At 39.0% G+C, this 22,679-nt stretch carries 22 protein-coding genes; 3 read left to right on the top strand and 19 right to left on the bottom strand.

Annotated elements, in window-relative coordinates:
* Positions 1-60 precede the first annotated feature (60 nt).
* From flhA to H4J76_RS02325, 19 genes are all read right to left on the bottom strand, one after another.
* Positions 61-2,163 (bottom strand): flagellar biosynthesis protein FlhA, encoded by a 2,103-nt coding sequence (gene flhA / locus H4J76_RS02415; protein WP_182213523.1) that lies wholly within the window; start codon positions 2,161-2,163, stop codon positions 61-63.
* Between the two features lie 128 nt (positions 2,164-2,291).
* Positions 2,292-3,422, bottom strand: coding sequence for a flagellar biosynthesis protein FlhB (gene flhB / locus H4J76_RS02410; protein WP_182230037.1), 1,131 nt, complete (start codon positions 3,420-3,422; stop codon positions 2,292-2,294).
* Entirely contained in the window at positions 3,422-4,204 is a 783-nt protein-coding gene (fliR, locus tag H4J76_RS02405) for a flagellar biosynthetic protein FliR (protein ID WP_182221065.1), read from the bottom strand. The genes flhB and fliR overlap by 1 nt, the downstream gene beginning before the upstream one ends.
* On the bottom strand, positions 4,204-4,473 hold the full coding sequence (gene fliQ / locus H4J76_RS02400) for a flagellar biosynthesis protein FliQ (protein ID WP_070374623.1): 270 nt from the start codon (positions 4,471-4,473) through the stop codon (positions 4,204-4,206). The genes fliR and fliQ overlap by 1 nt, the downstream gene beginning before the upstream one ends.
* On the bottom strand, positions 4,473-5,282 hold the full coding sequence (gene fliP / locus H4J76_RS02395; protein ID WP_182202776.1) for a flagellar type III secretion system pore protein FliP: 810 nt from the start codon (positions 5,280-5,282) through the stop codon (positions 4,473-4,475). The genes fliQ and fliP overlap by 1 nt, the downstream gene beginning before the upstream one ends.
* A gap of 53 nt (positions 5,283-5,335) precedes the next feature.
* Positions 5,336-5,830: a flagellar biosynthetic protein FliO gene (gene fliO / locus H4J76_RS02390; RefSeq protein WP_182230036.1), complete on the bottom strand. Its 495-nt coding sequence runs from the start codon at positions 5,828-5,830 to the stop codon at positions 5,336-5,338.
* Between the two features lie 5 nt (positions 5,831-5,835).
* Positions 5,836-6,225 carry a flagellar motor switch protein FliN gene (gene fliN, locus H4J76_RS02385; RefSeq protein WP_070374625.1) on the bottom strand — a complete coding sequence of 130 codons (390 nt, stop codon included), beginning with the start codon at positions 6,223-6,225 and terminating at the stop codon, positions 5,836-5,838.
* 51 nt (positions 6,226-6,276) lie between these two features.
* A complete protein-coding gene (gene fliM, locus H4J76_RS02380; RefSeq protein WP_182230035.1) occupies positions 6,277-7,347 on the bottom strand; it encodes a flagellar motor switch protein FliM in 1,071 nt (356 codons plus the stop codon).
* 43 nt (positions 7,348-7,390) lie between these two features.
* Complete coding sequence (fliL, locus tag H4J76_RS02375; RefSeq protein WP_182230034.1) at positions 7,391-7,939, bottom strand: flagellar basal body-associated protein FliL; 549 nt, start codon at positions 7,937-7,939, stop codon at positions 7,391-7,393.
* An 89-nt stretch (positions 7,940-8,028) separates the two neighbouring features.
* Positions 8,029-10,146 (bottom strand): flagellar hook-length control protein FliK, encoded by a 2,118-nt coding sequence (locus tag H4J76_RS02370; RefSeq protein ID WP_182230033.1) that lies wholly within the window; start codon positions 10,144-10,146, stop codon positions 8,029-8,031.
* 133 nt (positions 10,147-10,279) lie between these two features.
* Entirely contained in the window at positions 10,280-10,726 is a 447-nt protein-coding gene (gene fliJ, locus H4J76_RS02365; protein ID WP_070374629.1) for a flagellar export protein FliJ, read from the bottom strand.
* Between the two features lie 66 nt (positions 10,727-10,792).
* Entirely contained in the window at positions 10,793-12,163 is a 1,371-nt protein-coding gene (gene fliI / locus H4J76_RS02360) for a flagellar protein export ATPase FliI (protein WP_182230032.1), read from the bottom strand.
* Between the two features lie 30 nt (positions 12,164-12,193).
* Positions 12,194-12,988, bottom strand: a complete 795-nt coding sequence (gene fliH, locus H4J76_RS02355) for a flagellar assembly protein FliH (RefSeq protein WP_182221067.1) — start codon at positions 12,986-12,988, stop codon at positions 12,194-12,196.
* Positions 12,989-13,033: 45 nt separating this feature from the next.
* Positions 13,034-14,083 carry a flagellar motor switch protein FliG gene (gene fliG / locus H4J76_RS02350; protein WP_070374632.1) on the bottom strand — a complete coding sequence of 350 codons (1,050 nt, stop codon included), beginning with the start codon at positions 14,081-14,083 and terminating at the stop codon, positions 13,034-13,036.
* Positions 14,076-15,797, bottom strand: coding sequence for a flagellar basal-body MS-ring/collar protein FliF (gene fliF, locus H4J76_RS02345; protein WP_182230031.1), 1,722 nt, complete (start codon positions 15,795-15,797; stop codon positions 14,076-14,078). Before fliF ends, fliG begins: the two co-directional genes overlap by 8 nt.
* A 63-nt stretch (positions 15,798-15,860) precedes the next feature.
* On the bottom strand, positions 15,861-16,226 hold the full coding sequence (gene fliE, locus H4J76_RS02340) for a flagellar hook-basal body complex protein FliE (RefSeq protein ID WP_182230030.1): 366 nt from the start codon (positions 16,224-16,226) through the stop codon (positions 15,861-15,863).
* 217 nt (positions 16,227-16,443) lie between these two features.
* Positions 16,444-17,784 carry a sigma-54 dependent transcriptional regulator gene (locus H4J76_RS02335; RefSeq protein ID WP_182230029.1) on the bottom strand — a complete coding sequence of 447 codons (1,341 nt, stop codon included), beginning with the start codon at positions 17,782-17,784 and terminating at the stop codon, positions 16,444-16,446.
* On the bottom strand, positions 17,771-18,958 hold the full coding sequence (locus H4J76_RS02330) for a PAS domain-containing sensor histidine kinase (protein WP_182230028.1): 1,188 nt from the start codon (positions 18,956-18,958) through the stop codon (positions 17,771-17,773). The genes H4J76_RS02335 and H4J76_RS02330 overlap by 14 nt, the downstream gene beginning before the upstream one ends.
* Before the next feature lie 246 nt (positions 18,959-19,204).
* Positions 19,205-20,674, bottom strand: a complete 1,470-nt coding sequence (locus H4J76_RS02325; protein WP_182213512.1) for a sigma-54 dependent transcriptional regulator — start codon at positions 20,672-20,674, stop codon at positions 19,205-19,207.
* 568 nt (positions 20,675-21,242) lie between these two features.
* Between H4J76_RS02325 and H4J76_RS02320 the strand changes: the two genes are divergently transcribed.
* The 3 genes from H4J76_RS02320 (at position 21,243) to H4J76_RS02310 (ending at position 22,383) form a co-directional block, all read left to right on the top strand.
* The gene (locus tag H4J76_RS02320; protein ID WP_182230027.1) at positions 21,243-21,527 is read left to right on the top strand and encodes a hypothetical protein; all 285 of its coding nucleotides are present in this window, start codon (positions 21,243-21,245) and stop codon (positions 21,525-21,527) included.
* 89 nt (positions 21,528-21,616) lie between these two features.
* Positions 21,617-22,015 carry a flagellar export chaperone FliS gene (gene fliS, locus H4J76_RS02315; protein WP_182230026.1) on the top strand — a complete coding sequence of 133 codons (399 nt, stop codon included), beginning with the start codon at positions 21,617-21,619 and terminating at the stop codon, positions 22,013-22,015.
* The gene (locus H4J76_RS02310; RefSeq protein ID WP_182230025.1) at positions 22,015-22,383 is read left to right on the top strand and encodes a hypothetical protein; all 369 of its coding nucleotides are present in this window, start codon (positions 22,015-22,017) and stop codon (positions 22,381-22,383) included. The genes fliS and H4J76_RS02310 overlap by 1 nt, the downstream gene beginning before the upstream one ends.
* Positions 22,384-22,679: the final 296 nt, after the last annotated feature.

Raw genomic sequence — 22,679 nt, 5'->3', positions numbered from 1 at the left:
TGTTAATGACTTATTCATTTAACCGCAAATATTTTCTGCTGCTCATTACTGATATCGTAATTATTGACCTATGGCGCTTACTATTTTTATCTGCTTATCATCAGGAATTTCTTGGTATGAAATCACCCGCAAGCCTGGAATAGTATATTTAACAAATTTAGCCAGTACCGCTCTTAAAATCCCTGAGGTTAACAATATTGGCGTATCACCCGCCATTTCTTGTTGTTGAGCACCATCAGCTAATGATTTTTGTAACCGTTCTGCTAAACCTGGTTCAATGCCAGCACCATCGTCGCCAGCCATTTGCATAGACTGGTGCAACATCTGTTCCAACTCTGGCGCCAAAGTTATGACAGGTACCTCAGTCACGGGTCCCACTAACTCTTGAACAATGAATTTACGCAAGGTAATACGAACAGCTGCGGTTAAAATCTCAGGGTCTTGGGACTTAGGACCATACTCAACTAACGTTTGAATAATACTGCGCATATCACGAACAGCAACACCTTCATTCATTAGGTTTTGTAGTACTTTAACCAAAGTACCCAGTGATAAAACATCAGGTATGAATCCTTCAATTAATTTAGGATAATTTTTGCCTAGCATATCAAGAAGGTTTTGTACTTCTTCATGACCAAGTAACTGTGCCGCGTTATTTGTTAGTATTTGACTTAAATGAGTGGCAAGGACAGTCGATGCGTCAACCACGGTATAGCCTAAAGACTGAGCATGTTCGCGTTGTGCTGGTTTTATCCATACTGCTTCTAGTCCAAAAGCAGGATCGATTGTTGCCACGCCGTCAAGTTTGCCAAACACTTGCCCTGGATTTATCGCTAATTCATGATCGTGTCTAATTTCAGCTTCACCGATAGTCACGCCCATTAATGATATTTGATAAACATTAGGGTCTAAATCAAGATTATCGCGAATATGTACCGCCGGCACTAGAAAGCCAAACTCTTGGGATAGTTTTTTACGAACACCTTTAATACGGTTAAGGAGTTCCCCACCTTGAGATTTATCTACTAGAGGTATTAGGCGATAACCAATTTCTAAGCCGATAATGTCAACATGGTTAACATCGTCCCAACCTAAGTCTTTTACTTCTGCTTCTTGTTGCTGGGTTTCAACCTGTTCAGCATCTGACTTATCCGCTAATTGTTTTTCTTTGGCAATTTTGTACTTTCCACTTAAAAAGGCGGTTCCAGCGATCATAAAAGCAAAGAATAAAAACGCAAAGTGTGGCATGCCCGGAATAACCCCCATGACAAACATAACGGCAGCAGCAATATACAAAGAACGTTCTTGACCTAATTGGCTGCTGACTTGCTCGCCCATGTCCTGAGAGGTATTTTGTCGCGTAACAACAATCGCCGTACCTACCGATAAAAGTAGACCTGGAATTTGCGCTACTAGGCCGTCTCCAATCGTTAATAAGGTGTATATTTCAACCGCTCTGTCAAAGCTTAAATCGTGTTGTACCATACCGATAACGAGTCCACCGATAATATTAATCAATAAAATTAATATGCCGGCAACCGCATCACCTTTAACAAACTTACTGGCACCATCCATTGAACCATAGAAATCAGCTTCACTGGTGACTTCGATACGTCTTTCTCTTGCTTGGTCAGCGGTAATAAAGCCAGCATTCAAATCAGCATCGATTGCCATTTGCTTACCGGGCATAGCATCGAGGGTAAAACGCGCGGTTACTTCAGCAATACGCCCAGCACCTTTAGTAACAACCACAAAGTTAATAATGATTAAGATAACAAAAACCACTAAACCAACCGCATAGTTACCACCAATAACCACAGAGCCAAAGGCTTCAATAACTTTACCCGCAGCATCAGGCCCTTCATGGCCTTCAAGTAGCACCACTCGTGTACTTGCGACATTTAGTGCTAAGCGTAAAATAGTGGCAATTAACAGTACGGCAGGAAAAGAACCAAATTCAAGAGGTTTTAAGGTATAAACGGTGATCAGTAATACCACCAAAGATAAGGCAATATTAAAAGAAAAAAGTATATCGAGTAAAAATGCCGGCATAGGTAAAATAACCATACCAAGCGCCGCCATAATTAATATTGGCGTACCTAAACCAGAAAATAGGTTTATTTTACTTTTTTTGAACTCTTTAAATGAAGTAATTAACTGCATATTACTCTTATGATATTTTTTTGACGCATACCATGAAATAGCAATAAGTAGACCAACGTCGATTAAATATAATTAGAGTGATGGATAAATCGACAAAAAAACACTTAACTCAATGATTGTAAAGATTATTAATATTTGAATTCATCGGGGATAGGGAGATTTTTTGCAATCGGTGTCGGCCTTTTGGCTTTACCTTTTTTATGTTCGTTAAGTTGAAAAATAAAAGCTAACACTTGAGCAACCGCAGCGAAGAGCTCTTCTGGGATTTCTTGATTGGCGTCTGCGCTATAATATAAAGACCGTGCTAATGCCGGAGAAGCAATAATTTCAACATTATTTTCTTTAGCGATAGTACGAATATGCATCGCCATTTCATCAATACCTTTTGCCACTAACATTGGCGCACCACCGGCGGTGACATCATATTTCAACGCAACCGCATAATGCGTCGGATTGGTGATAACCACATCAGAGTCTGGCACTTCTTGCATCATTTTACGCTGCGACATTTCATATTGAGTACGACGAATACGACCTTTGATTTCAGGACTACCCTCAGAATTTTTCATTTCGTCTTTAATTTCTTGCTTAGTCATTTTTAACTGACGGTTGTGATCCCAAGTTTGATAGGGCGCATCAATCGCAGCAATAATACCTACCGATAAGGCTAATGCTAAAAACATCCATTGTAATAAAGTTACCGAGTGCTCTAAACTCAGTGGGATCAGCTCCAAACTAAGACCTAATATTTCTGGAAACAAACTACTCAACAACAGATACGCGACAATAAAAACCACAAAAAACTTCATTAACGACTTGAATAACTCGACTAAAGCTTTTATGCCAAACATACGCTTTAAACCGGCTAAAGGTGACAATTTACTAGCCTTTGGCGCCATAGCCTCAGCAGAAAAACTCATCCCTCCCAACATAGTATTACCAATAAAAGCGGCGACGATAATAATAGAGAATATCCACAACATTGGTGCCACTAACGTGCCTACCGAGCCCCTAAGCACATTGTATAACGCATGAATGTCCATGACTTCTTCACGGCTCAAGCTAAATGACCGTTTCATAATTCCGGCTAAGCTTTCAGTCAACATACCGCCGACCAGCATTATTGCAACAGCACTCCCCACCAACACAAACATAGTGCCTAAATCTTTTGAACGTGCTATTTGACCTTTTTTTCTCGCATCAGCAATTTTCTTAGCCGTAGGTTCTTCTGTTTTTTCACCGCTACCTGCATCAGCCATTAGTTTGCCTTACAATTTATGAGGTAACAGCTAAAGTCGAGTGCACGTTGCCATTGCAATTCATAATGCGTAAAAAAGTTACCCATAGTTAACCACATAATTAACAAACCAGCACACATAGTTACCGGAAAACCTATCGCAAAAATATTTAATTGTGGAGCTGCTCGCGTCATAACTCCAAAAGAAAAGTTAATCAGTAACATAGCCGTTAGTGGCGCTAATGCTAACGATAACGCAGTAGCAAACATCCATTCGCCCCACTCAACCACTTCTTTAAATTTATCGGCCGTAAACTTGTACTCCCCGATGGGCAAGGTTTCAAAACTGGCAACAATAAATTGTATATAGGCTAAATGTCCGTCCATCGCCCAAAACATCAGGGTAGATAAAATCAAGAAAAACTGGCCAACAGCAGGAACATTCATGCCACTAACCGGGTCAACGAGTGAAGCAAAACCTAAGCCCGTTTGCATGGCAATAATTTGACCCGCTAAGGTAAAAGTATTAAGTACCATAACGGTAACTAGGCCAAGCGCAACACCAATAACCATTTGTTCAAACATAAGCAGCGCTGTTTCAAAAGAAATCAGGCTGCCAACTTGTGTTGGCGGGATTGCCGGCATAACGGCGACTGTTAATGTTACGCACAGAAAAATTTTAACTTTACCTGGAATGATTTTAGAACCAAAGCCAATCATTGCCATAATAAGCGCAGAAATGCGCGCGAAAGGTAAAATAAAGTCAGCAATATATTGCATCACAACTGACTCGGTGAATTCCACTAGCTCACCACACTGGGTATACTTGCAATCAGTCGGATAGTAAAATCCATGAGTTTTTGTACTAACCAATGCCCTCCAAAGATAAGGGCTAAAAGTGTCACGATTAGTCGAGGTAAAAAGCTTAATGTTTGTTCATTAATCGATGTTGCCGCTTGAAATACAGCAACGATTAAGCCGACACACAAACCCGGAATAATAATCGCAGACACCAAAACAATCACTAAAAATAGTGCATCACTGAGTATGTCGACAAAAACTTCTGGATTCATTAAATACTCCCCATGCCATAACTCGTTGCGATAGTGCCTATCACCAAGTTCCAACCATCTACCAGCACAAATAACATTAGCTTAAAGGGCAAAGAAACGATCATCGGCGATAGCATCATCATACCCATTGCCATTAAAATACTAGCAACGACTAAATCAATAATCAAAAAAGGAATAAAGAGCATAAAACCTATTTGAAAAGCCGTTTTTAACTCGCTAATAATAAAGGCAGGAATAATCACTGTCATGGGTAAATCAGTGGGTTGATCAACTTCAACAATACCCGCCATATTGGCTAAGGTTTGTAGATCTTTAATTCTGGTTTGTTCAAGCATAAACGCTCTTAAAGGAATTTTTGCACTATCTATGGCTTGTACTGATGTCATTTGGTCGGCTAAATAAGGTTCAATAGCTCGTTGATTTATTTCATTATAGACAGGCGTCATAATGAACATGGTCATAAAAAGCGTTAAACCTATAACCACCTGATTAGACGGTGTTTGTTGTAATCCTATCGCTTGTCTTAAAATGGCCATGATCACGACAATACGGGTAAAAGAGGTCATCATAATAATCGCAGCAGGGATAAAGCCTAATGCGGTCATAAACATTAATATTTGCAGGGTTACCGTATATTCTTGTGAACCGTCAGGGTTAGTGGTCAGCTTCAATGCCGACATACCTAAATCATCAGCGGCTAATACCGTTTGACTGGCAAAAAAAGCAACAAGGAGGAAAAATAAAAAAATAAAACCTTTTACAGAAAATAAACGGGTCAGTAAATTTTCGAGTGGATTTCTTTTTGCCATAGCGTTAGCAGAACATTGCGCCGTTTTAGCACCATCGTTTAATATCGAGTCTTTCATGAGTATTTTTCACTATTGGCTTTATTCGCAGAATTACGGCTAAAGCGTGCTAATGTTTGGCTAAGTTCTATCGGCACACCACTTTTAACTTCAATAGGTTCGGCTAGCGTATCAAGTATATTAATTTGTTGACCGGTAACACCGAGTAACAATTGTTTTTTACCCACTTGCACCACCACTAATCGTTCTTTGGAGCCTAAATTTAAACTAGTCACCACTTTCAAACCATTTACTGAGGTGCCTCCTACTTGAAGCTTTTTTAATAGCCAAGCAATAATAACGATAGCAACGAGTACCGCCAATAATGAAACGATCATGCTACCGGCATCAATATTACCCATAACATGTCGTCCTACTTCAACGGTAGCCGGTGCTGTTTGCGCTATCACGGGAGCGTCGTCTTTTTCAACGACGGTTGTTGCGACGATACTTTCTTGAGCATGGCCCAAAAAAGTAAGTAAGCTTAGCAAGCTAAAAAGTAAAAAACGCATCAGTATTACTTCAACTTTTTAATACGTTCAATTTGGCTAATAACATCGGTTAATCGAATACCAAACTTATCGTTTACCACAACAACTTCACCATGCGCGATTAACGTACCATTGACCAATACATCGAGGGATTCACCCGCAACTCGGTCAAGCTCAACAACAGAGCCTTGGTTTAACTGTAATAAATTACGAATGCTAATATGACTACGTCCAACTTCCATTGAAATAGTCACCGGAATATCTAAAATCGCATCCAGTTTACGTTTTTCATCACCCGTTATTGGTGCATCTTCTTCAAGCTCTTCTAACTCAACAGTTTCGGCTTTGGCTGCAGCTTCGGCTTGTTCATCCATCGCTTCATCCCACATGCCTAAATCATCGTCTTTATCACTCATGCCATTGGCCTCAAATTTATTTTTTTGTTTACTGCTGCTTTAATAAAATTATTAATAATCGAAATCGTCTTCTAAAAGATGTAATTCAGCGTCGCTATCTAAGCGCTTACCCCCTTTAGTTAATATCGTTAATTCGTTTTTCACTGATTCAGGACGTTTAATTTTTTCAGATATTTTAATCGCAACATTATCGCGACTACGGCCTAATTTTGCTCTAAACGACGGTAAACCTTCAATTAATACCGTAATATGTTCTGGCATCTCAATAGGAATAATATCGCCCTTCTCTAAGTCCATAATCTTTTGTAAAGGTAGGTCTACAGAGATAAATTTAGTGGTTAATTCAACGGGAACGTCCATTATTTCATCGCGTAGGGCTTTCGACCATCGCATGTCGGTATCTTCTTTATCACTTTGTACACCGGCATCAAGTAGCTCACGGATAGGTTCGAGCATTGAGTAAGGCAAAGCAATGTGAAAATCACCACCACCACCATCAAGTTCAATATGAAAAGAGCTGATCACTACCACTTCGGTAGGACTAACAATATTGGCCATCGACGGGTTAACTTCAGAATCTAAATACTCAAAAGAGACATCCATCACGGGTGACCAAGCTTCTTTGTAATCTTCAAAAATTAACTTTAACAGCATTTGAATAATACGACGCTCTGTTGGCGTAAATTCACGACCTTCAATTTTTGCATGATAGCGACCATCGCCACCAAAAAAATTATCGACTAAAATAAAGACCAGCCGCGCTTCCATGGTAATTAATGCAGTGCCTTTTAATGGCCGAAAACGTACCATATTTAAGCTTGTTGGCACGAATAAGGTATGAACATATTCGCCAAACTTGATCATCTGAATACCATTAATTGATACTTCAGCAGTGCGGCGCATCATATTAAATAAACTGATACGCATATGGCGTGCAAAACGTTCGTTAACCATTTCCAGTGTTGGCATCCGGCCACGAACAATGCGATCTTGTGATGAAAAGTCATAGTCAGACGTGCCGCCAGCTTCACGGGCAAAGTCTTCAACTAGCTCCTCTTCTTCAACGTCATCAACACCGTGTAATAGCGCATCAATTTCGTCTTGAGATAATAAATCACTCACTGAATAGTCTCTTTAATTAAATGCATTGTTTTATCGCATAGCCTTATTGCATTACAAAACCGGTAAATAATACTTTTTCAACCACATTGCTACCTTCAACTTCTTTCATAATTTTATGAACTTCTACTAAAGATTTCTGTTTCAATGAGGTTTTTCCGGCACTGGTTGCTAAATCATCGGCATTTGATTGAGAAAAAGTCGCTAGTAAAGTACTTTCAATTAATGGTACATGCTTCTTTGCCGCTTCTTCATTATCAGCGCCACGTACTAATAATTGCACTCTGATTTCTACAAATCTGTCGCGGGCAGCGCCAGGAACATTAAAGCGAAAAGGTCTTGGCATAGGTACATAAAGCGCAGAGCCTGTACTGGCACTAACACTTTCAACGGCTTCGCCTTCACTGGCACTATCACCGTCTAGCTCAGCATCAAGTTGCTCTTGAGAAACAGCATCATCTCCAGCCAGAAAAAAATAAGCCGCTCCACCGCCAACAGCCAATATCACAACAGCAGCAATGATAATGATCATCTTTTTGCTTTTGCCTTTACCGTCTAATTCTAATTCTTTACCTTCGCCTTTATCATCAGCCATCATCAAGCCTTTATTATCTATTTAAATGTTAAAATTACTTTCAGTCAACTATATCGTTGAATGGTCAGCGAGCCAATGAGTTTTGTCATTTATGCGTAGTAATCTATACCAGTTGACGAACCTTTAACCAAATGTAGTGTTTGAGTATCACTTAAATCTGAAAATTCATTCTCGTTACCGTCACCACCACCTTGGCGACCTTCACCGAGTTCTTCTTCATTATTATTTTGCTTACTTTGCTGTTCGACATTCGCATCACCGACATTGACGCCACTTTCAGCAAGCATCTCTTTTAATCGCCCTAAATTTTGATCGAACGCTTCTTTAGCTTGCTGATTTTGTACAGTAAAATTAACAACCGCCTGCTCATTTTGCATATTTATTTTTACGTTCACATTACCTAATTCTTGTGGGTCAAGACGAATTTCAACCTGCTGAAGCTTTTGGTTCATCATTACCATGACTTTATCATTCAATGCACCAGTAAAGTCTTTACGGTATACCGATAAGGCTTCATTTTGTAACGCTGTCACTTGCTTGGCATTTGTTGCTGATTGGGCTGTCGATTGCACATGGTCACTGGTTAATTTAGTGATCATTTCCTCCGCAGAAGCCGTAGATTTGGTTACTTCATTATTGGCTCGATGCATATCTCTATTAAGAGTATTCTCAATACTTGTACTGACTTGTTTCTTATCAAATATTTCATTAATGGTTTTTTCTTTGACTTGAGCATCATTGTTAGCCACTTTATCAAGCTGAGTTAAGCTTTGTGCCTGCTTTTGGTTTTGTTGCTCTGCCGACTGATCTTTAGCTGGCTCTTTAAATTGTTCACCGGCATTTAAACTCTGTGTTTCAAGGGTTTTCTGGTTTATCTGATTAACCCCACGACTATTATTTGCGTTATTTTCCTGAGCTTGTTTTTCACCTGGAACAGCTACACTTGAAAAAACAACATTATCCGTATTGACCTTATCAGCATCAATTGCTATTTCGTTATCCAAGCTTTCATTTTTAAGGGTTACAGGCAATACCGCTCCGGCCAACTCTTTATCGACCGACGCTTTACTATTGCTGATACTTTGATTACTTTTATCAGGAATTACAGCTTTGTCTTGATTGGCGTTAAGTGCAACTTTAATTTGTTCAAGTTCAGTATCCGTGGGCGCTTTTTCCATATCCGCTAATAGCGCTTCAAGATCACTTAAAGGCAGCGCCTGTTTCGGTAAATTATTGGTTTTATCTACAATAGGCTCTGCTTTTAACGACGTTTCGCTTTGAGCAGGAGGAAAGGTGTGAGTGGAAAGCTGGCTATTAACATTCGTTGTTTTTAGCGAGGGATCTTGTCCTTCACTGTTTGTTTTTTTCTCCAATAATGAAGATAAGGCTAATTCAGCCTCCCCTTGCACAACTTTATCAGCAACGACTTTGGGTTCGCTAGCTAGGTCAACTTTCTTTGCTGGCATTTCACTGTTAACCGTTACTGGAACGGTTAATGATTTAGCTAACTCTGGCTCAACGCTAACTTTTGCTAAGGTATTATCACGGGTCGCTACATTTTCTTGGCTATTGCCACCAAGCACTTGCCTTAACATTGCTGCTAACTGTGTTTTTTCTTGTTGATGACTACCAGCCACAACTATTGATGGTTTTTCATTAAGTTGTGATGGTATCGCACCGTCATTTTTCACCGTATCATTTAATAGTTGTTGTGACGCAGATAACAACGACATTAATTGCTCGGTACTTTTATCTGTATTTTCAGGTGCGGTGGAATTTGTATCAAGATTAATTAATCCGCTAGCTTTGTGTTCCGGTGTTTCTTCTTGGCTATTTTCTACTCGAACATTTTTTTCACTAGTCGCTGTATCATCGTAAGGCAATCTTTCTGAAGCTTCGCTTTGGTTAATTTCTGTATTAACCTTCTCATCAGAAACTCCACCCATTTCCTTTTCTTTTGGTTGCACATCCGTTGTGGAAGATTTTTCTTGGGGTACTTTCTTTTCAGCATTAATTTCGCTAGCAAGTTTCATGTTATTGCCACTTGCCTGTTGCTTTTTGCCGCTTTGTTGACTTTGATAATGCTGGTCAACCATTTGTGCAAAATCTTTAGTTGAATTTGTGGATGTGCTAATCGCTCCTGACTGAACAGGGCTAAAGTCCTTACTTGGCGAGATATCTATGGCTAATGGAGTAACTTGCGGCATAGTAAACCTTTTTATTTCAATGGTAAATTTGAGCTATATTTACAATGATGACAACGTCGTTTATTGCGAATACTTTTTATATTAGTTAAATAAGCAAGTATTGTTCCACTTAGAAATTACTATTTAATTCACTTTACCCCCGCATTTTACGACGGACAAATTGTTGAGTAGCAATTTCATCAAACATTTTTTGTTCTTGCTTGTTAGCGATAAGAGTGAGCGCTTGTGTTTTTTTATCAAGCAGTAATTCTACCGCTTGAATTTTTTGTCGCTGCGCTAGCCAGAGCTGTTTGCTCTTTTCCACCATCGCCTTACTCTGCATAATCGCAATATCAACTTGCCCAGCAGCATAATCGAGCTTGGCAATAAAGGCATGAAAATGACTAAACGTCGCGCTATCAATACCCACCATAGAGCGAGCATTCAAACGTTTCATATATTCAAGACGATAGTCACTGACACTTTGTAAACGTTCAAGATTTTGTTGGTATTCAAATTCAGCAGTTTGCAGTGCTTGCGCTGCTTTTTTTTCTTTATCCTGTTCATAGCGATGTAAGGTATTTAGTTGCTTTAATGGCATAACGTCCTCCTAGATAATACTAAACAGCTAATCAATTTTTCGAAAATAGCGTTAACGTTATTATGTTTAGGCATTTTGCTGGCCTTGTTTTGCTTGCGCGTGTGCTTGCGCTGCAGAAAGTATTTCTTGAAGTTGCGTTAAGCTTTGATCATAAGGAATAATTTCCAACATTTTTTGTTGTAGGAAGAACTTGATCACCGGCATTAAATCAATGGATTGATCAATGCGAGGATCATTACCACGGCTATAAGCGCCAATAGCAATCAAATCTTTATTTTGCTGATAGAGTGAGTAGACTTGCTTTAGTTGCCGAGCAAGTTGTTGATGCTCATCACTGGTCACCATCGGCATAACACGGCTAATCGAGCCTTCAATATCAACAGCGGGGTAATGCCCTGAATCGGCTAAGGCACGAGATAAAACAATATGTCCATCTAAAATAGCACGCGCCGCATCAGCAATCGGATCTTGTAAATCATCACCTTCGGTTAACACGGTGAAAAATGCGGTAATTGATCCCTGACCATCGCCACCGTTACCGGCTCGTTCAACAAGTTGGGGTAACTTTGAAAAGACCGAAGGCGGATAACCTTTGGTTGCCGGTGGTTCGCCGACAGCCAGTGCTATTTCTCGTTGCGCTTGGGCATAACGCGTTAGCGAGTCAACCAGTAGTAAGACATTCAGACCTTGATCACGAAAGTACTCAGCAATTTGTACGGCAGTTTCACAGCCTTTTAAACGCATTAATGGCGAATTATCGGCAGGCGCCGCAACAACAACTGAACGTGCTCGCCCTTCTTCGCCTAAAATTTCTTCGATAAACTCTTTAACTTCTCGACCACGTTCGCCAATTAGCCCCACAACGATAACATCAGCAGTTGTGCCGCGTGTCATCATGCCTAACAAGACACTTTTACCGACACCTGAACCGGCAAATAAGCCCATACGCTGACCAATACCAACCGTTAAAAAACTATTAATAGCGCGCACACCAACATCAAGTGGTTCAGTGATACCACGCCTTGATAACGGATTAATCGGCTTATTGTTTATTTGATAGTTGCCTGAGTTCTTGATTGGCCCTTTGCCGTCGAGTGGTTTACCAACACCGTCAACGACTCGGCCAAGTAAATCCATTGAAAAGGGTAAGCGAGCTTTAGTTGTCAGTGGCACAACGCGCGCACCCGGTAAAACACCTTGTAAGCTTTGCTCTGGCATTAGAAAAGTTATGTCTTTAGAAAAACCAATAATTTCAGCGATTAAATCGCCTTGTGCCGTTTCGACTAAACATTGGCTACCAACTGCCGCTTTTACGCCAACAGCTTCAAGCGTTAATCCGACTACTCGGACTAAACGCCCAGCAACAGAGACTTTATGCGGGTGCACAAACTCTTGGCAGTTTTTTAGTCTTTCATTAAGGCGAGAAATATCAACCATAGCGGTATTTTGACTCTTTTGTACAAGAAATTACTGATGTAGTGCATCTTGCAAAAACGAGTCCAATACTTCTTTTATTCGAGATTTAACACTCAGGTCGATATTAGAGGTGCTATTTTCAATTTGACAGCTACCCGGAACTAATTGCGGGGCAGCGAGTAAACGCCAACCTTGTTCTTGCACATGTTTAGCGCCAAATTGCTTTTCAACACGTTTAATATCGTTGGGGTGTAATAAAATTTGCGTTTGCGCTTCTTGGCTGGGTAAAGCTTTTATACCCGCAGAAATCGCAGCAATAATAATATCAGGGTTAGTTTTAGCTTCTTCTAAGGTAATCGCTTCGGTGAGTTCTACGACAAGATGAAGTAATTGTTGTTCAACATTTTTTTCGACATCGAGTAATGGCTTATGAAGCTGTTCAGTAAGTGACGCCCATGCAGCTGATTGTTCATCGATACTTTCTTTTGCTTCGGCTAAGCCAGTTTCAAGACCTTCTTGGTGACCAAGTACCATACCTTCTTCATGGCCAGAGACTTTACCTTCTTCATAACCTTTAGCAAAACCTTCTTCCTTGCCCTGATTAAGGCCTTCATCAAATGCAGCTTGACGAATGTTTTCAATATCTTCTGCCGTTAATGGCGCGATTTCTTCTTCAACAAAATCTTCAGGGGGCTCGAAACGCCAAGCGGCTTTCTTTCCCATAGCATTGGTTGTTTCATCTTTAATTTTATTTTCAGATTTAACCGTCGGCAATGACCAAACATCGGTTTCTTGTTCGGGATTATGTTTAATAACTTCAGCATTCGATTTATTTAATAATTTCATAATATTTTATAACAGTAAGTTTTGACTGACCTAAAAATATAAGGTTTATAAGAACTCATCACCACCACCAGCGCCACCAAGCATAATTTCTCCAGCGTCAGATAATCGTCGAGCAACAGATAATATTTCTTTTTGTGCGGCTTCAACTTCACTAATACGCACCGGTCCCATAGCTTCAAGGTCATCTGCCAGCATTTCAGCGGCACGTTTGGACATATTAGCCATAATTTTTTCTTTCAGTACATCATCTGCGCCTTTAATTGCTTTCATCAACGCATCTTGTTGTACTTCACGTAATATCGCTTGAATACCACGGTCGTCTACATCGGCAAGGTTTTCGAAAACAAACATCAAGTCTTGAATTTGTTGACTCATCTCTTCGTCATGTTCACGAATTGAATCCATTAGCATGCCTTCAACATTGGTATCCAAATAGTTCATAATGTCAGCTGCTGCTTTTAAACCACCCATTTTAGCGGCTTGTGCACCTGCTTGACCGGCAAACTGTTTTTCCATAATTTCATTAAGTTCTTGTAATGCTGCCGGTTGAACTTCTTCAAGGTTAGCAATACGCATCATTAAATCTAAACGCACTTTTTCGGCAAACTGGCTCATAATTTCAGCCGATTGATCAGGGTCTAAATAGGAAAGTACAATGGTTTGAATTTGAGGATGCTCGTTACGAATAATATTGGCTACTTGTTTTGAGTCCATCCATTTCAATGAATCTAAACCTTTTGCACCGCCTCCCATGACAATTTGATCAATTAAATTGCCGGCTTTGTCTTCACCTAATGCTGCAGTTAATGCCTTGCGAACGAATTCTTCACTTTGGAAGCCAATGGTACTGAAGTTTTGTATTTCATGGATAAAGAGCTTATGAACAGCGGTAATTTTTTCTTGGGTGAAATCTTCCATGGCAGCCATAACCATGCCCACTTGTTGAACCTGCTTAGGCTCTAAGTGTTTTAATATTTGCGCGGCATCTTCTTCAGATAAGCTTAGCAATAATATCGCAGCTTTCTCTGCCCCATCAAGTTTGTCAACGTCAAAACCCTTAGGTGCAGGGGCTAACTCTTGCATTTCATCACTCATCTTCGTTCAACCAACTTTTAACCACTTGAGAGGAAAGTTCAGGCTCATTAGCAACAAGCGCTCGAACAGCTTTTAGTATATCTTCATCGCGATGTAAATCAGGTAATTGTAAACTACCATCAGGCGCGAAACCTACTGCCGCCGCATCAAAGTCTGATGTTAGCATATCCATGGTTTCATCACCCAAATCAATGTGGCTATCGAGTGATTTATCACCGTAGTCATCAGGTGTTTGATCAGGGTTAATAAGACGTTTAAGCATAGGTTTAACAACGGCAAGTATCAATACAATAATGACTAATGCGCCCATGCCTAATTTGAAAAACTTTAATATGTCGGCATTCTCATAGAAAGGAACTTTAGGAGCATCCTCAATAATTTGACGAGAGAATGGCAAGGTAACGACTTCTAATACATCACCACGTTGTAAATTAAAACCAATACTCCCTTGTAATAAGCGACGAATATTTGACATTTCTTCAACAGATCTCGGTGAATCGGTAATGGCGCCTTCAGCATCAGCAGTTGCCAAGTAATCAAGTGCAACAGAAACGCTTACTCGACGAACGACACCTGCTTGTTGCTTGGTATGGCTAATGGCTTCGTCTAATTCATAATTTTTTGTTGATTCAAGGTGTTTACGACCAGGCATTGATCTTTGTTGTGCACCACCATTCGCATTTTCTGGAATATTTGAATCAAGTGGTGGCTGATTGCTTAACGCTCCAGGAATACCACCAAGTAAACCACCAATCGTGTTGTCTTCGACTTTCATTTCACTGCGCAGTGCCGGTAAATCTGAATTATAACGACGCTGCATTTCTTCACTTGAGGTGAAATCCATAGTCACATTAACTTGTGCAGTGTAGTTCCCTAAGCCAACAACAGGGATGAGTATGCTGTCTATTTTGTTTAAATATTCATTTTCTCTTTTTTTCTCCATTTCAAACTCTTTGCGTGAGCGAGAAGAAACAGAGGTTTGTGAGCCTGAATTAAGTAAACGACCATTTTGATCTGTTACTGTAACTCGGTTAGGCTCCATCCCTTGAACGGCAGAAGCAATAATATCAACAACAGAGTCAACTTCTTCTTCAGATAACATCCGCCCTTTACGCATAGTTAGTACCACAGTGCCCGATGGGCTGCGGGTACGTTTAGCAAAAATATTTTCGCGGGGTATCGCCAGTAAGACTTTTGCTCTAGAGATAGCTTGCAGTTCTTCAATGGTGCGAGCCAATTGCTGCTCACGAGAAAACTTAAGACGTTCTGTTTCAAGGCGCTGGCTGACACCAAAACCCATATCTTGCATAATAATTTCACTACCTTCTGTTGGTTCATCAGATAAACCTTCACGAGCGAGTAAAATTTTAATTTCTTGATACTGATCACTTTGTACTGAAATAGTGTTGTTTGCTTGACGGTAATCCACTTGGTTAGCGTCTAGAAAGTCCATTGTTTTGATTAATTGTTCGGTAGGTTGTTTGGCAAGAAATCTATATTCGGCTTGATTTGCCCACATAATAACAAAAACAGCAATAGCTAAACATATTGCCAATGCCATAATTAAGGTGACTTGGCGTAATAAATCGACGTTACCCATAGCAGAAGCAAAGCCTGATTTTTGCTCATCAGCCATATTATCAGCACCATCACTTGCCATTAACCCGGTGCCGCCATCGGCAGCAACCATTGAATTATTATCAGTATCAGCCACTTAATTTCTCCACTACCACTTGATTTTATTACGAAATACTATCTATTTAATACTAAGGTATTGTTAAACTGGCATATTCATTATTTCTTTATATGCTTCAACAAACTTATTACGTACTTGTACGGTGGCATCAAAAGCAATACCAGCTTTAGCGGAAGCAACCATAGTATCAGCAAGCGTAACGCTGCGGTCGCCCATTTCAAAAGCTATTTTCTTTGCTCCAGACTCTTTTTGAATATCGTTGACATTATTCACCGCATCTTTAAGCATATCGCCAAAATTACTGGTCGACTTATTCAGCGCTGGAATAGCGCTGTCTCCCATGCCAAGGTTATTGCCCATTTTTTCAAATGAAGCCCCCTGCAACGAAGAGTTTCCAAGCGACATATTTTGCATTTGTGCGTATAAAGAATTGGTATCGATATTCATGAGCTACTCACTTGTGTCAATTTTTTGCTACTAAGCCTATAAATAACGGTTTAAGTAACGATATAACGAAGATATTGCAAGCATGGTGCCAGTATGAGAATTAAAGAATTATCGAGATTATGGGAGGTTTAATCAGTGAAAACTGTAGATAGCAGTAAAGCCAATATTTTAAATGAAAATATTGGCTTTATAGGAATATTACCCTTTTTAGCAATTGTTAGGCTGGTATTTGAATACCCGAATCACGCATTCTTGCTATTTTATAGCGAAGCGTTCTTGGGCTAATGCCTAATCGTTCAGCAACATCTTTACGGCTACCTTGGCAAGCGGTGAGGGTATCAAGAATAATTTGATGCTCTTGTATTTTTAATTCATTACCCAGCATGTCTTCGCTATTATTGTCTAACGCCACATCAGTAATAATTTCACTGTCGAAATTTTCAATTAACAAGTCACCAGCATTAATAATCTGGTCGCTATGCAAAATAATGGCTCGTTGAATAACATTATCTAATTCACGAACATTGCCTGGCCAATCGTAACTCGTCAGTTTATTTCTCGCCGAAGCGGTTAGTTCTGGAATAGCCATGTTATTGGCTAACGATGCTTGAGTAATTAAATGTTTGGCTAATGGCACAATATCATCTCTGCGCTTATTTAATGCTAACCACGTTAATGGAAAGACATTTAAACGGTAGTAGAGATCTTCACGGAAGATACCATCTTTTACAGCTACTCTTAAATCACGGTTGCTGGTTGCGATAACACGAACATCCAGCTTAATTGTTTTACGACCCCCTAAGCGTTCAACTTCTCGCTCTTGTAAGACCCGTAAAATTTTTGCTTGTAAGCCAAGATCCATTTCAGTGATCTCGTCTAATAAAATAGTACCGCCCTGTGCTTGTTCAAATTTACCTGGGCACGCTTGAATGGCTCCGGTAAAGGCACCTTTTTCATAACCAAATAAAGTCGCTTCCAGCATATTCTCTGGAATTGCAGCACAGTTTATAGCAACAAAGGGCTTATCACTTCGGTTCGAATGGTAATGAACGTATTGTGCTAAGACTTCCTTACCAGAACCACTGGGGCCGAGCACCATAACAGAAGCATCTGTGGTCGCGACTTTCTTTGCTAACGCTAATAATTCAATACTTTGTGCGTCAGCAACCACAGGTTCATGCCGACTAGTCACATTCAATGGCACATATTGGTTAACCATATTGAGCAGCACTTCTGGCGCAAAAGGTTTTGCCATATAATTACAGGCGCCATCACGCATCGCTTGAACAGCATCATGAATCGTACCGTATGCCGTCATTATCAGCACAGGTAAATTTGGCCAATTTCTTTTAATACTATTGAGTAGTGTTAAGCCCGACATACCATCCATTTGCACGTCACTAACGACGAGATCAACACTTTGTTCTTTAAGCGTGAGTAAAGCATCTTCACCTGATTGAGCTTCAATACATTGATAACCTGATAACTTTAAAGTATCCATCAGGGCTTCACGTAATCCTGCATCATCTTCAACAACTAATATTTTACTTTGATTCATTAGTGTTCTCCCCGTTAATATTTTTTGTGTCTAAAATAGGTAAGTGAATACAAAAGTGCGCGCCCTCTCCTGGCTTACTCACTAAGCGAACATCGCCTTGATGAGCCTTAGCAACTGACTTTACCACCGCTAAACCTAAGCCAGTTCCCTGTGCCCTTGATGTATAAAAAGGTTCAAAGATTTTATTGGCAAGCTCTTCACTAATACCTTGACCATTATCTTGTACACTAATATAAGCGTATTCATTTTGGCAGTAGGTGGTAATAGAAATCTCCGCACCCTGCTTAATAACTTGTAAACTGTTGTGAATTAAGTTTTCAATAGCACCGCTTAACGCACGTTTATTACCTAAGATTTGGCAATCGTCATCACAAAGCTTAATGTTTACTTTCGCTTTGGCTTGAACAATTAATGCTTCTACTGCGTTAACTGAATGGGTAATCAATTTATTAATTGAAAGTGGTTCAACAACTTTTTGCTTGCCACTTTTTGAAAACAACAACATATCGTTTACTTGTTGTTCTAGGTCGTGCAAGCGCGCCATTAATTTGTCTTGAAAGCTACTTCGATCGTCTGAAGAAAGTTTTTTATTTTTTAAATTTGCGCCATATAACATAGCGGCAGAAAGTGGTGTGCGAATTTGATGAGCAAGCTTTGAAACCAAATGACCTAATGACGATAAACGCTGCATATGGCTAAGTTTATCTTGTAATAAACGCGTTTCGGTCAAATCGGTGATCATAATTAACTGGCCAGGTTGATCACCTAAAGCAGTAATTTCTAATTTAACTCGGCGGCCGTCTTTTAATGACACTTCATGCCAATCGTCGGCACGAGGTTTGAACGAGCGTTTAATAACATCAAACCAAGCTTGACCAAGAATCGGTTCATCGAGTAACAAACTAGCAATTTTATTGGTTTTAATAACAATACCGTTACCATCAAGCATGATCATCCCGGTCGGCATAACATCAATAATTTGCTCAAGTTGATTAGACTTTTGACGAAGTAACGATAGCTCGCCACGGTATGCTTCACTTTCTAACGTATCGCTATGGGCAAATGACTGCGGAGTAAAAGCAAACTTAGCTTTATGAAACAGATTATCTTCCACACAATGAATGGGTGTAGACAATTTAGAAGATGCTGATGAATGTGAAACTGCAACGGCCATATACTTTACTCAATTTAAAAATACCAACTGAATAAAGCATTAACTATGCCAAAGAGGTTTTATATTAATTTACATGATGTTAGAAGCGATTTTTAGAACAATTCTTGCCGTCAAAGATTTGGCTTTACTGTCCAAGAATATTCAGTTCAACCAAAGATAAAAACGCTAACCCTCGCGATACTTTCCAGTACAACGGCTGTTGTAATAACGGATATAACAATCAATACACCTGGTTAACGTAGGATATTAGTTAGTGTTTTTTTGTAAGTTATACTTACGCATTTTTTCAACTAATGTGGTTCGACGCATCCCTAATAATTCTGCCGAACGTGCAACAACCCAGTCATTTTTCTCAAGTGCTTGGTTTATCATCGACACTTCAAGATCTGCTAAGTATTCTTTTAAATTCAAGCCATCGTTTGGCAAAACATCAACCACAGATGCTTCTTCTGGTTGGTCAGCAAAACTACTGGTATCTTCTTCGTCATCATAATCAAAGCCAGAAAATAGCTCATTTATCGCATCACGTTCTTGCAACTCATCAGGGTATTCAGGTTGATACTCTTCAACATCAATATGACGATACTTTGCTGGTAATTCACTGACATTAACCACTTGCTCAGCAAACATAATGATCATACGTTCAATTAAGTTAGATAATTCTCGAACATTACCTGCCCAAGCATGTAATTTTAAAGATTCAATCGCTTGCTCAGTAAAACGAACACTTTGTCCTTGCTCTGCTTCAAAACGAGAAATAAGTTCTTTAATCAGTAATGGAATATCTTCTTTTCTATCACGTAATGCCGGTGTTTCAATAGGAAAAACATTAAGACGATAGAATAAATCTTCGCGGAATGTGCCCGCGGTGATCATATCTTCTAAGTGCTGATGGGTTGCAGCAATAATACGCACATTGGTTTTAATACTCTTTGCGCCACCGACACGCTCAAAAGTACGTTCTTGCAGAACACGAAGTAGCTTCACTTGCATGGGTTGAGGCATATCACCTATTTCATCAAGAAATAACGTGCCACCCTCAGCCATTTCAAAACGCCCTTTACGGGTAGAAATAGCGCCCGTAAAGGCACCTTTTTCATGACCAAATAATTCACTTTCCAATAATTCACCGGGTATAGCGCCACAGTTAACCGGAACAAAAGGCCCCTTAGCGCGGTCAGATAAATTATGAATATTACGTGCCACAACTTCTTTACCCGTACCTGACTCACCTAAAACCAAGACACTCGCTTGCGTACTAGCCACTTGTTCAATTAAAAAGCGCACTTGTAACATAGGTTCACTGGCGCCCACCAAAGAGCGGAATAACAAATTAGGACCGTTGTGATTTCGCTTTGAGGGTAATTGGTTATGGTATTGATGACAGTGGTGTACTTGCTCGGTAAGCTGAGCATAATTTAAAGGCACAGCTAAACTGCCTAAAACATTAACAGCACCACTTAATAAAGTCGCGTCGAGTACATCATGGAGGATAAAAGGTGTTTCAGGGTGTTTTTTAACAAAATCGACCAGTAAATCACTGACCTTGCCACACAAAACCACCGTAAGAATATTATCAGTTTCTTTAAAATACTGCTCAATATCATCTTCAGGACACACATAAAAATGTTCACCGACAAATGATAATACGGTCGCTATTTGATCGCGTCTGGCAATGTCGTTATCAACGACAAGTACATGTTTTTGACCCTGCATATATCTAAAAAAACCATATTTTTGTTATCTATAATTTTATTCTAGCGAGATATAGTAAATAAGCAACAATAAATTGACAGTGCAACGTCATAAAATTGACTTAAATAGTATGAGGATTTTTTACTCGATAAACCAAGTCAGATAGTGAGACTCTATCTTAATGATAAATATCGCTATCTTCATATAAATATAAAATGTCTAAAGATAAGTAAAAATTTGCCGATAAATGCTTCAGGATAATTTGTTTATAGCAGAGTCCTATAGTTCCTATAAATACAAATATGGCAAGCTTATTGTGTAAGAACAACTACAGATAAAAAATAAATATTGCAACAGAATCAATATTTAAAATTGTTAAGCGAATACTAGTGTCAAAAAGTTGTAATCAATATAAATAATCACTTTTCAATTTTAATGTAGAAAGAACCGTGAAAAATATTTTTTATTTTTATATCAACTTCAATAACTTAACTTTAAAAACAGTAAAAAACTAATAAGTTAACAAGTTTGGCATAATAAAAGCATAGTTATATTTATCAATAACCATATCTTAAAAATAGGAAATCAGATGTTGATCATAAATGGCACTGCTGAATTAATGCATGATAATAAAGAGTTTACTAAAGGGACTCGTCACGAGTTCAATATGTTTTCAAAAGACATGCCTTTTGAACAACAAATCACTCAAATAGAAGAGTATTTAGTCACTCGCGGTTGGGATAATATTGAAGTAATAAGCAACGGTGTCTTAAATAACAAAGAAGATATAACTCATGATGTGTTACTAAAGGCTTATCAAAAAGCACAAAATGAAGGCTTTGCGGTAACTGTAAATAACCAACCTTTAGTTTAAGTTAGCTAACTTAAAAGTTAACGTCTAAAGCTATTGTTTCAATTCTACAAGTTTTCTATACTCAAGGTATAGCTAACGAGGAGGTGTCTATGACACATGCATCACTTAAAAAGTATCATCAAACCAATAAAAGTACTGCTCAGCAGGCATCACCTTATCAATTAGTTGCTATGCTATTTCAAAAATTATTAGGTAATATCGCTACCGCTAAAGGCGCAATTTCACAAAACAATTTTGATAAAAAAGGTACTGAGCTATCTAATGCTATCGCTATCATTGGTGTTCTAGAAGCCTCTCTTGACTTCAAACAAGGCGGAGAAGTTTCAGAGAACTTAGCTTCACTTTATAAGTTTTGTTCAGAACAGTTATTAGTTGCTAGTACTAACAATGACTCTAATAAGCTTGAGGAGATCATCCAAATTTTATTACCAATAAAAGCTGGCTGGGATTCAATACCATTAGAAAATCAAAATCAGGTCAGCTTTTAGTGCCAAACAGCATAAAAACAAGCATTAAACAGATAAATGATGTATCGCGACAGTTATTGTCGCGCATACAATCTGTTCAAAAAAACAGTCAGAACACTCACGATTTATCTGAGACTTCTAAAGAAAAAAATTCAAAAGAAATTAGTCAACTACCTGAGTTAATGTCCCAAAGAAAAGAATTAATTACTCACTTGTTTAGTCATTTTTCATCTATCGAAATATCATCAGAGCAAGTCCTATTAATTGAAATGACCAGTATTGACAATGAATTAACGAGTCAATCAAAAGCCTGTAAAAATATAATCACTGAACAAATAATTAAACTCAAAAATAGTACAAAAATCATTAAGTCCTATAAAAAGTATTAACACCTACTCCGAGTAATTGTTTCCCTCTTTTCTCAACTCGTGACAATTAGGCTCATCCAAAGCCCGTATTATAAATGAGTAAACCAACATATCTATTTGTTTTTTTATTCAACTTTCTGTTTTACACGCAATACCGAGAATATTGGCAACAATGCAGGAGTGCTGTTTTGTCAGTTGCAAATCCGTTGACCGCAAGTAGTGATTAGCGCGTAGCCTTGGTTCTAAATCTGCATCTATAACGAAAGACAGGCCATTAAAACCTGATTTAGGAGTATTTGCTTCTGATGTTGTTGAAA

The organism is Colwellia sp. BRX9-1 (genome assembly GCF_014077195.1).
GTDB lineage: Bacteria > Pseudomonadota > Gammaproteobacteria > Enterobacterales > Alteromonadaceae > Colwellia_A.
Note: the sequence above shows the minus strand (reverse complement) of the source record. Positions and strands in the feature narration are given on the sequence as shown.

Bases quoted from the DNA above. Each gene is read 5' to 3' on its own strand.
- flhA (WP_182213523.1), bottom strand. From the start codon at position 2,163: ATGCAGTTAATTACTTCATTTAAAGAGTTCAAAAAAAGTAAAATAAAC.
- flhB (WP_182230037.1), bottom strand. From the start codon at position 3,422: ATGGCTGATGCAGGTAGCGGTGAAAAAACAGAAGAACCTACGGCTAAG.
- fliQ (WP_070374623.1), bottom strand. From the start codon at position 4,473: ATGAATCCAGAAGTTTTTGTCGACATACTCAGTGATGCACTATTTTTA.
- fliP (WP_182202776.1), bottom strand. From the start codon at position 5,282: ATGGCAAAAAGAAATCCACTCGAAAATTTACTGACCCGTTTATTTTCT.
- fliO (WP_182230036.1), bottom strand. From the start codon at position 5,830: ATGCGTTTTTTACTTTTTAGCTTGCTAAGCTTACTTACTTTTTTGGGC.
- fliN (WP_070374625.1), bottom strand. From the start codon at position 6,225: ATGAGTGATAAAGACGATGATTTAGGCATGTGGGATGAAGCGATGGAT.
- fliL (WP_182230034.1), bottom strand. From the start codon at position 7,939: ATGGCTGATGATAAAGGCGAAGGTAAAGAATTAGAATTAGACGGTAAA.
- H4J76_RS02370 (WP_182230033.1), bottom strand. From the start codon at position 10,146: ATGCCGCAAGTTACTCCATTAGCCATAGATATCTCGCCAAGTAAGGAC.
- fliJ (WP_070374629.1), bottom strand. From the start codon at position 10,726: ATGCCATTAAAGCAACTAAATACCTTACATCGCTATGAACAGGATAAA.
- fliI (WP_182230032.1), bottom strand. From the start codon at position 12,163: ATGGTTGATATTTCTCGCCTTAATGAAAGACTAAAAAACTGCCAAGAG.
- fliH (WP_182221067.1), bottom strand. From the start codon at position 12,988: ATGAAATTATTAAATAAATCGAATGCTGAAGTTATTAAACATAATCCC.
- fliG (WP_070374632.1), bottom strand. From the start codon at position 14,083: ATGAGTGATGAAATGCAAGAGTTAGCCCCTGCACCTAAGGGTTTTGAC.
- fliE (WP_182230030.1), bottom strand. From the start codon at position 16,226: ATGAATATCGATACCAATTCTTTATACGCACAAATGCAAAATATGTCG.
- H4J76_RS02335 (WP_182230029.1), bottom strand. From the start codon at position 17,784: ATGAATCAAAGTAAAATATTAGTTGTTGAAGATGATGCAGGATTACGT.
- H4J76_RS02330 (WP_182230028.1), bottom strand. From the start codon at position 18,958: ATGGCCGTTGCAGTTTCACATTCATCAGCATCTTCTAAATTGTCTACA.
- H4J76_RS02325 (WP_182213512.1), bottom strand. From the start codon at position 20,674: ATGCAGGGTCAAAAACATGTACTTGTCGTTGATAACGACATTGCCAGA.
- H4J76_RS02320 (WP_182230027.1), top strand. From the start codon at position 21,243: ATGTTGATCATAAATGGCACTGCTGAATTAATGCATGATAATAAAGAG.
- fliS (WP_182230026.1), top strand. From the start codon at position 21,617: ATGACACATGCATCACTTAAAAAGTATCATCAAACCAATAAAAGTACT.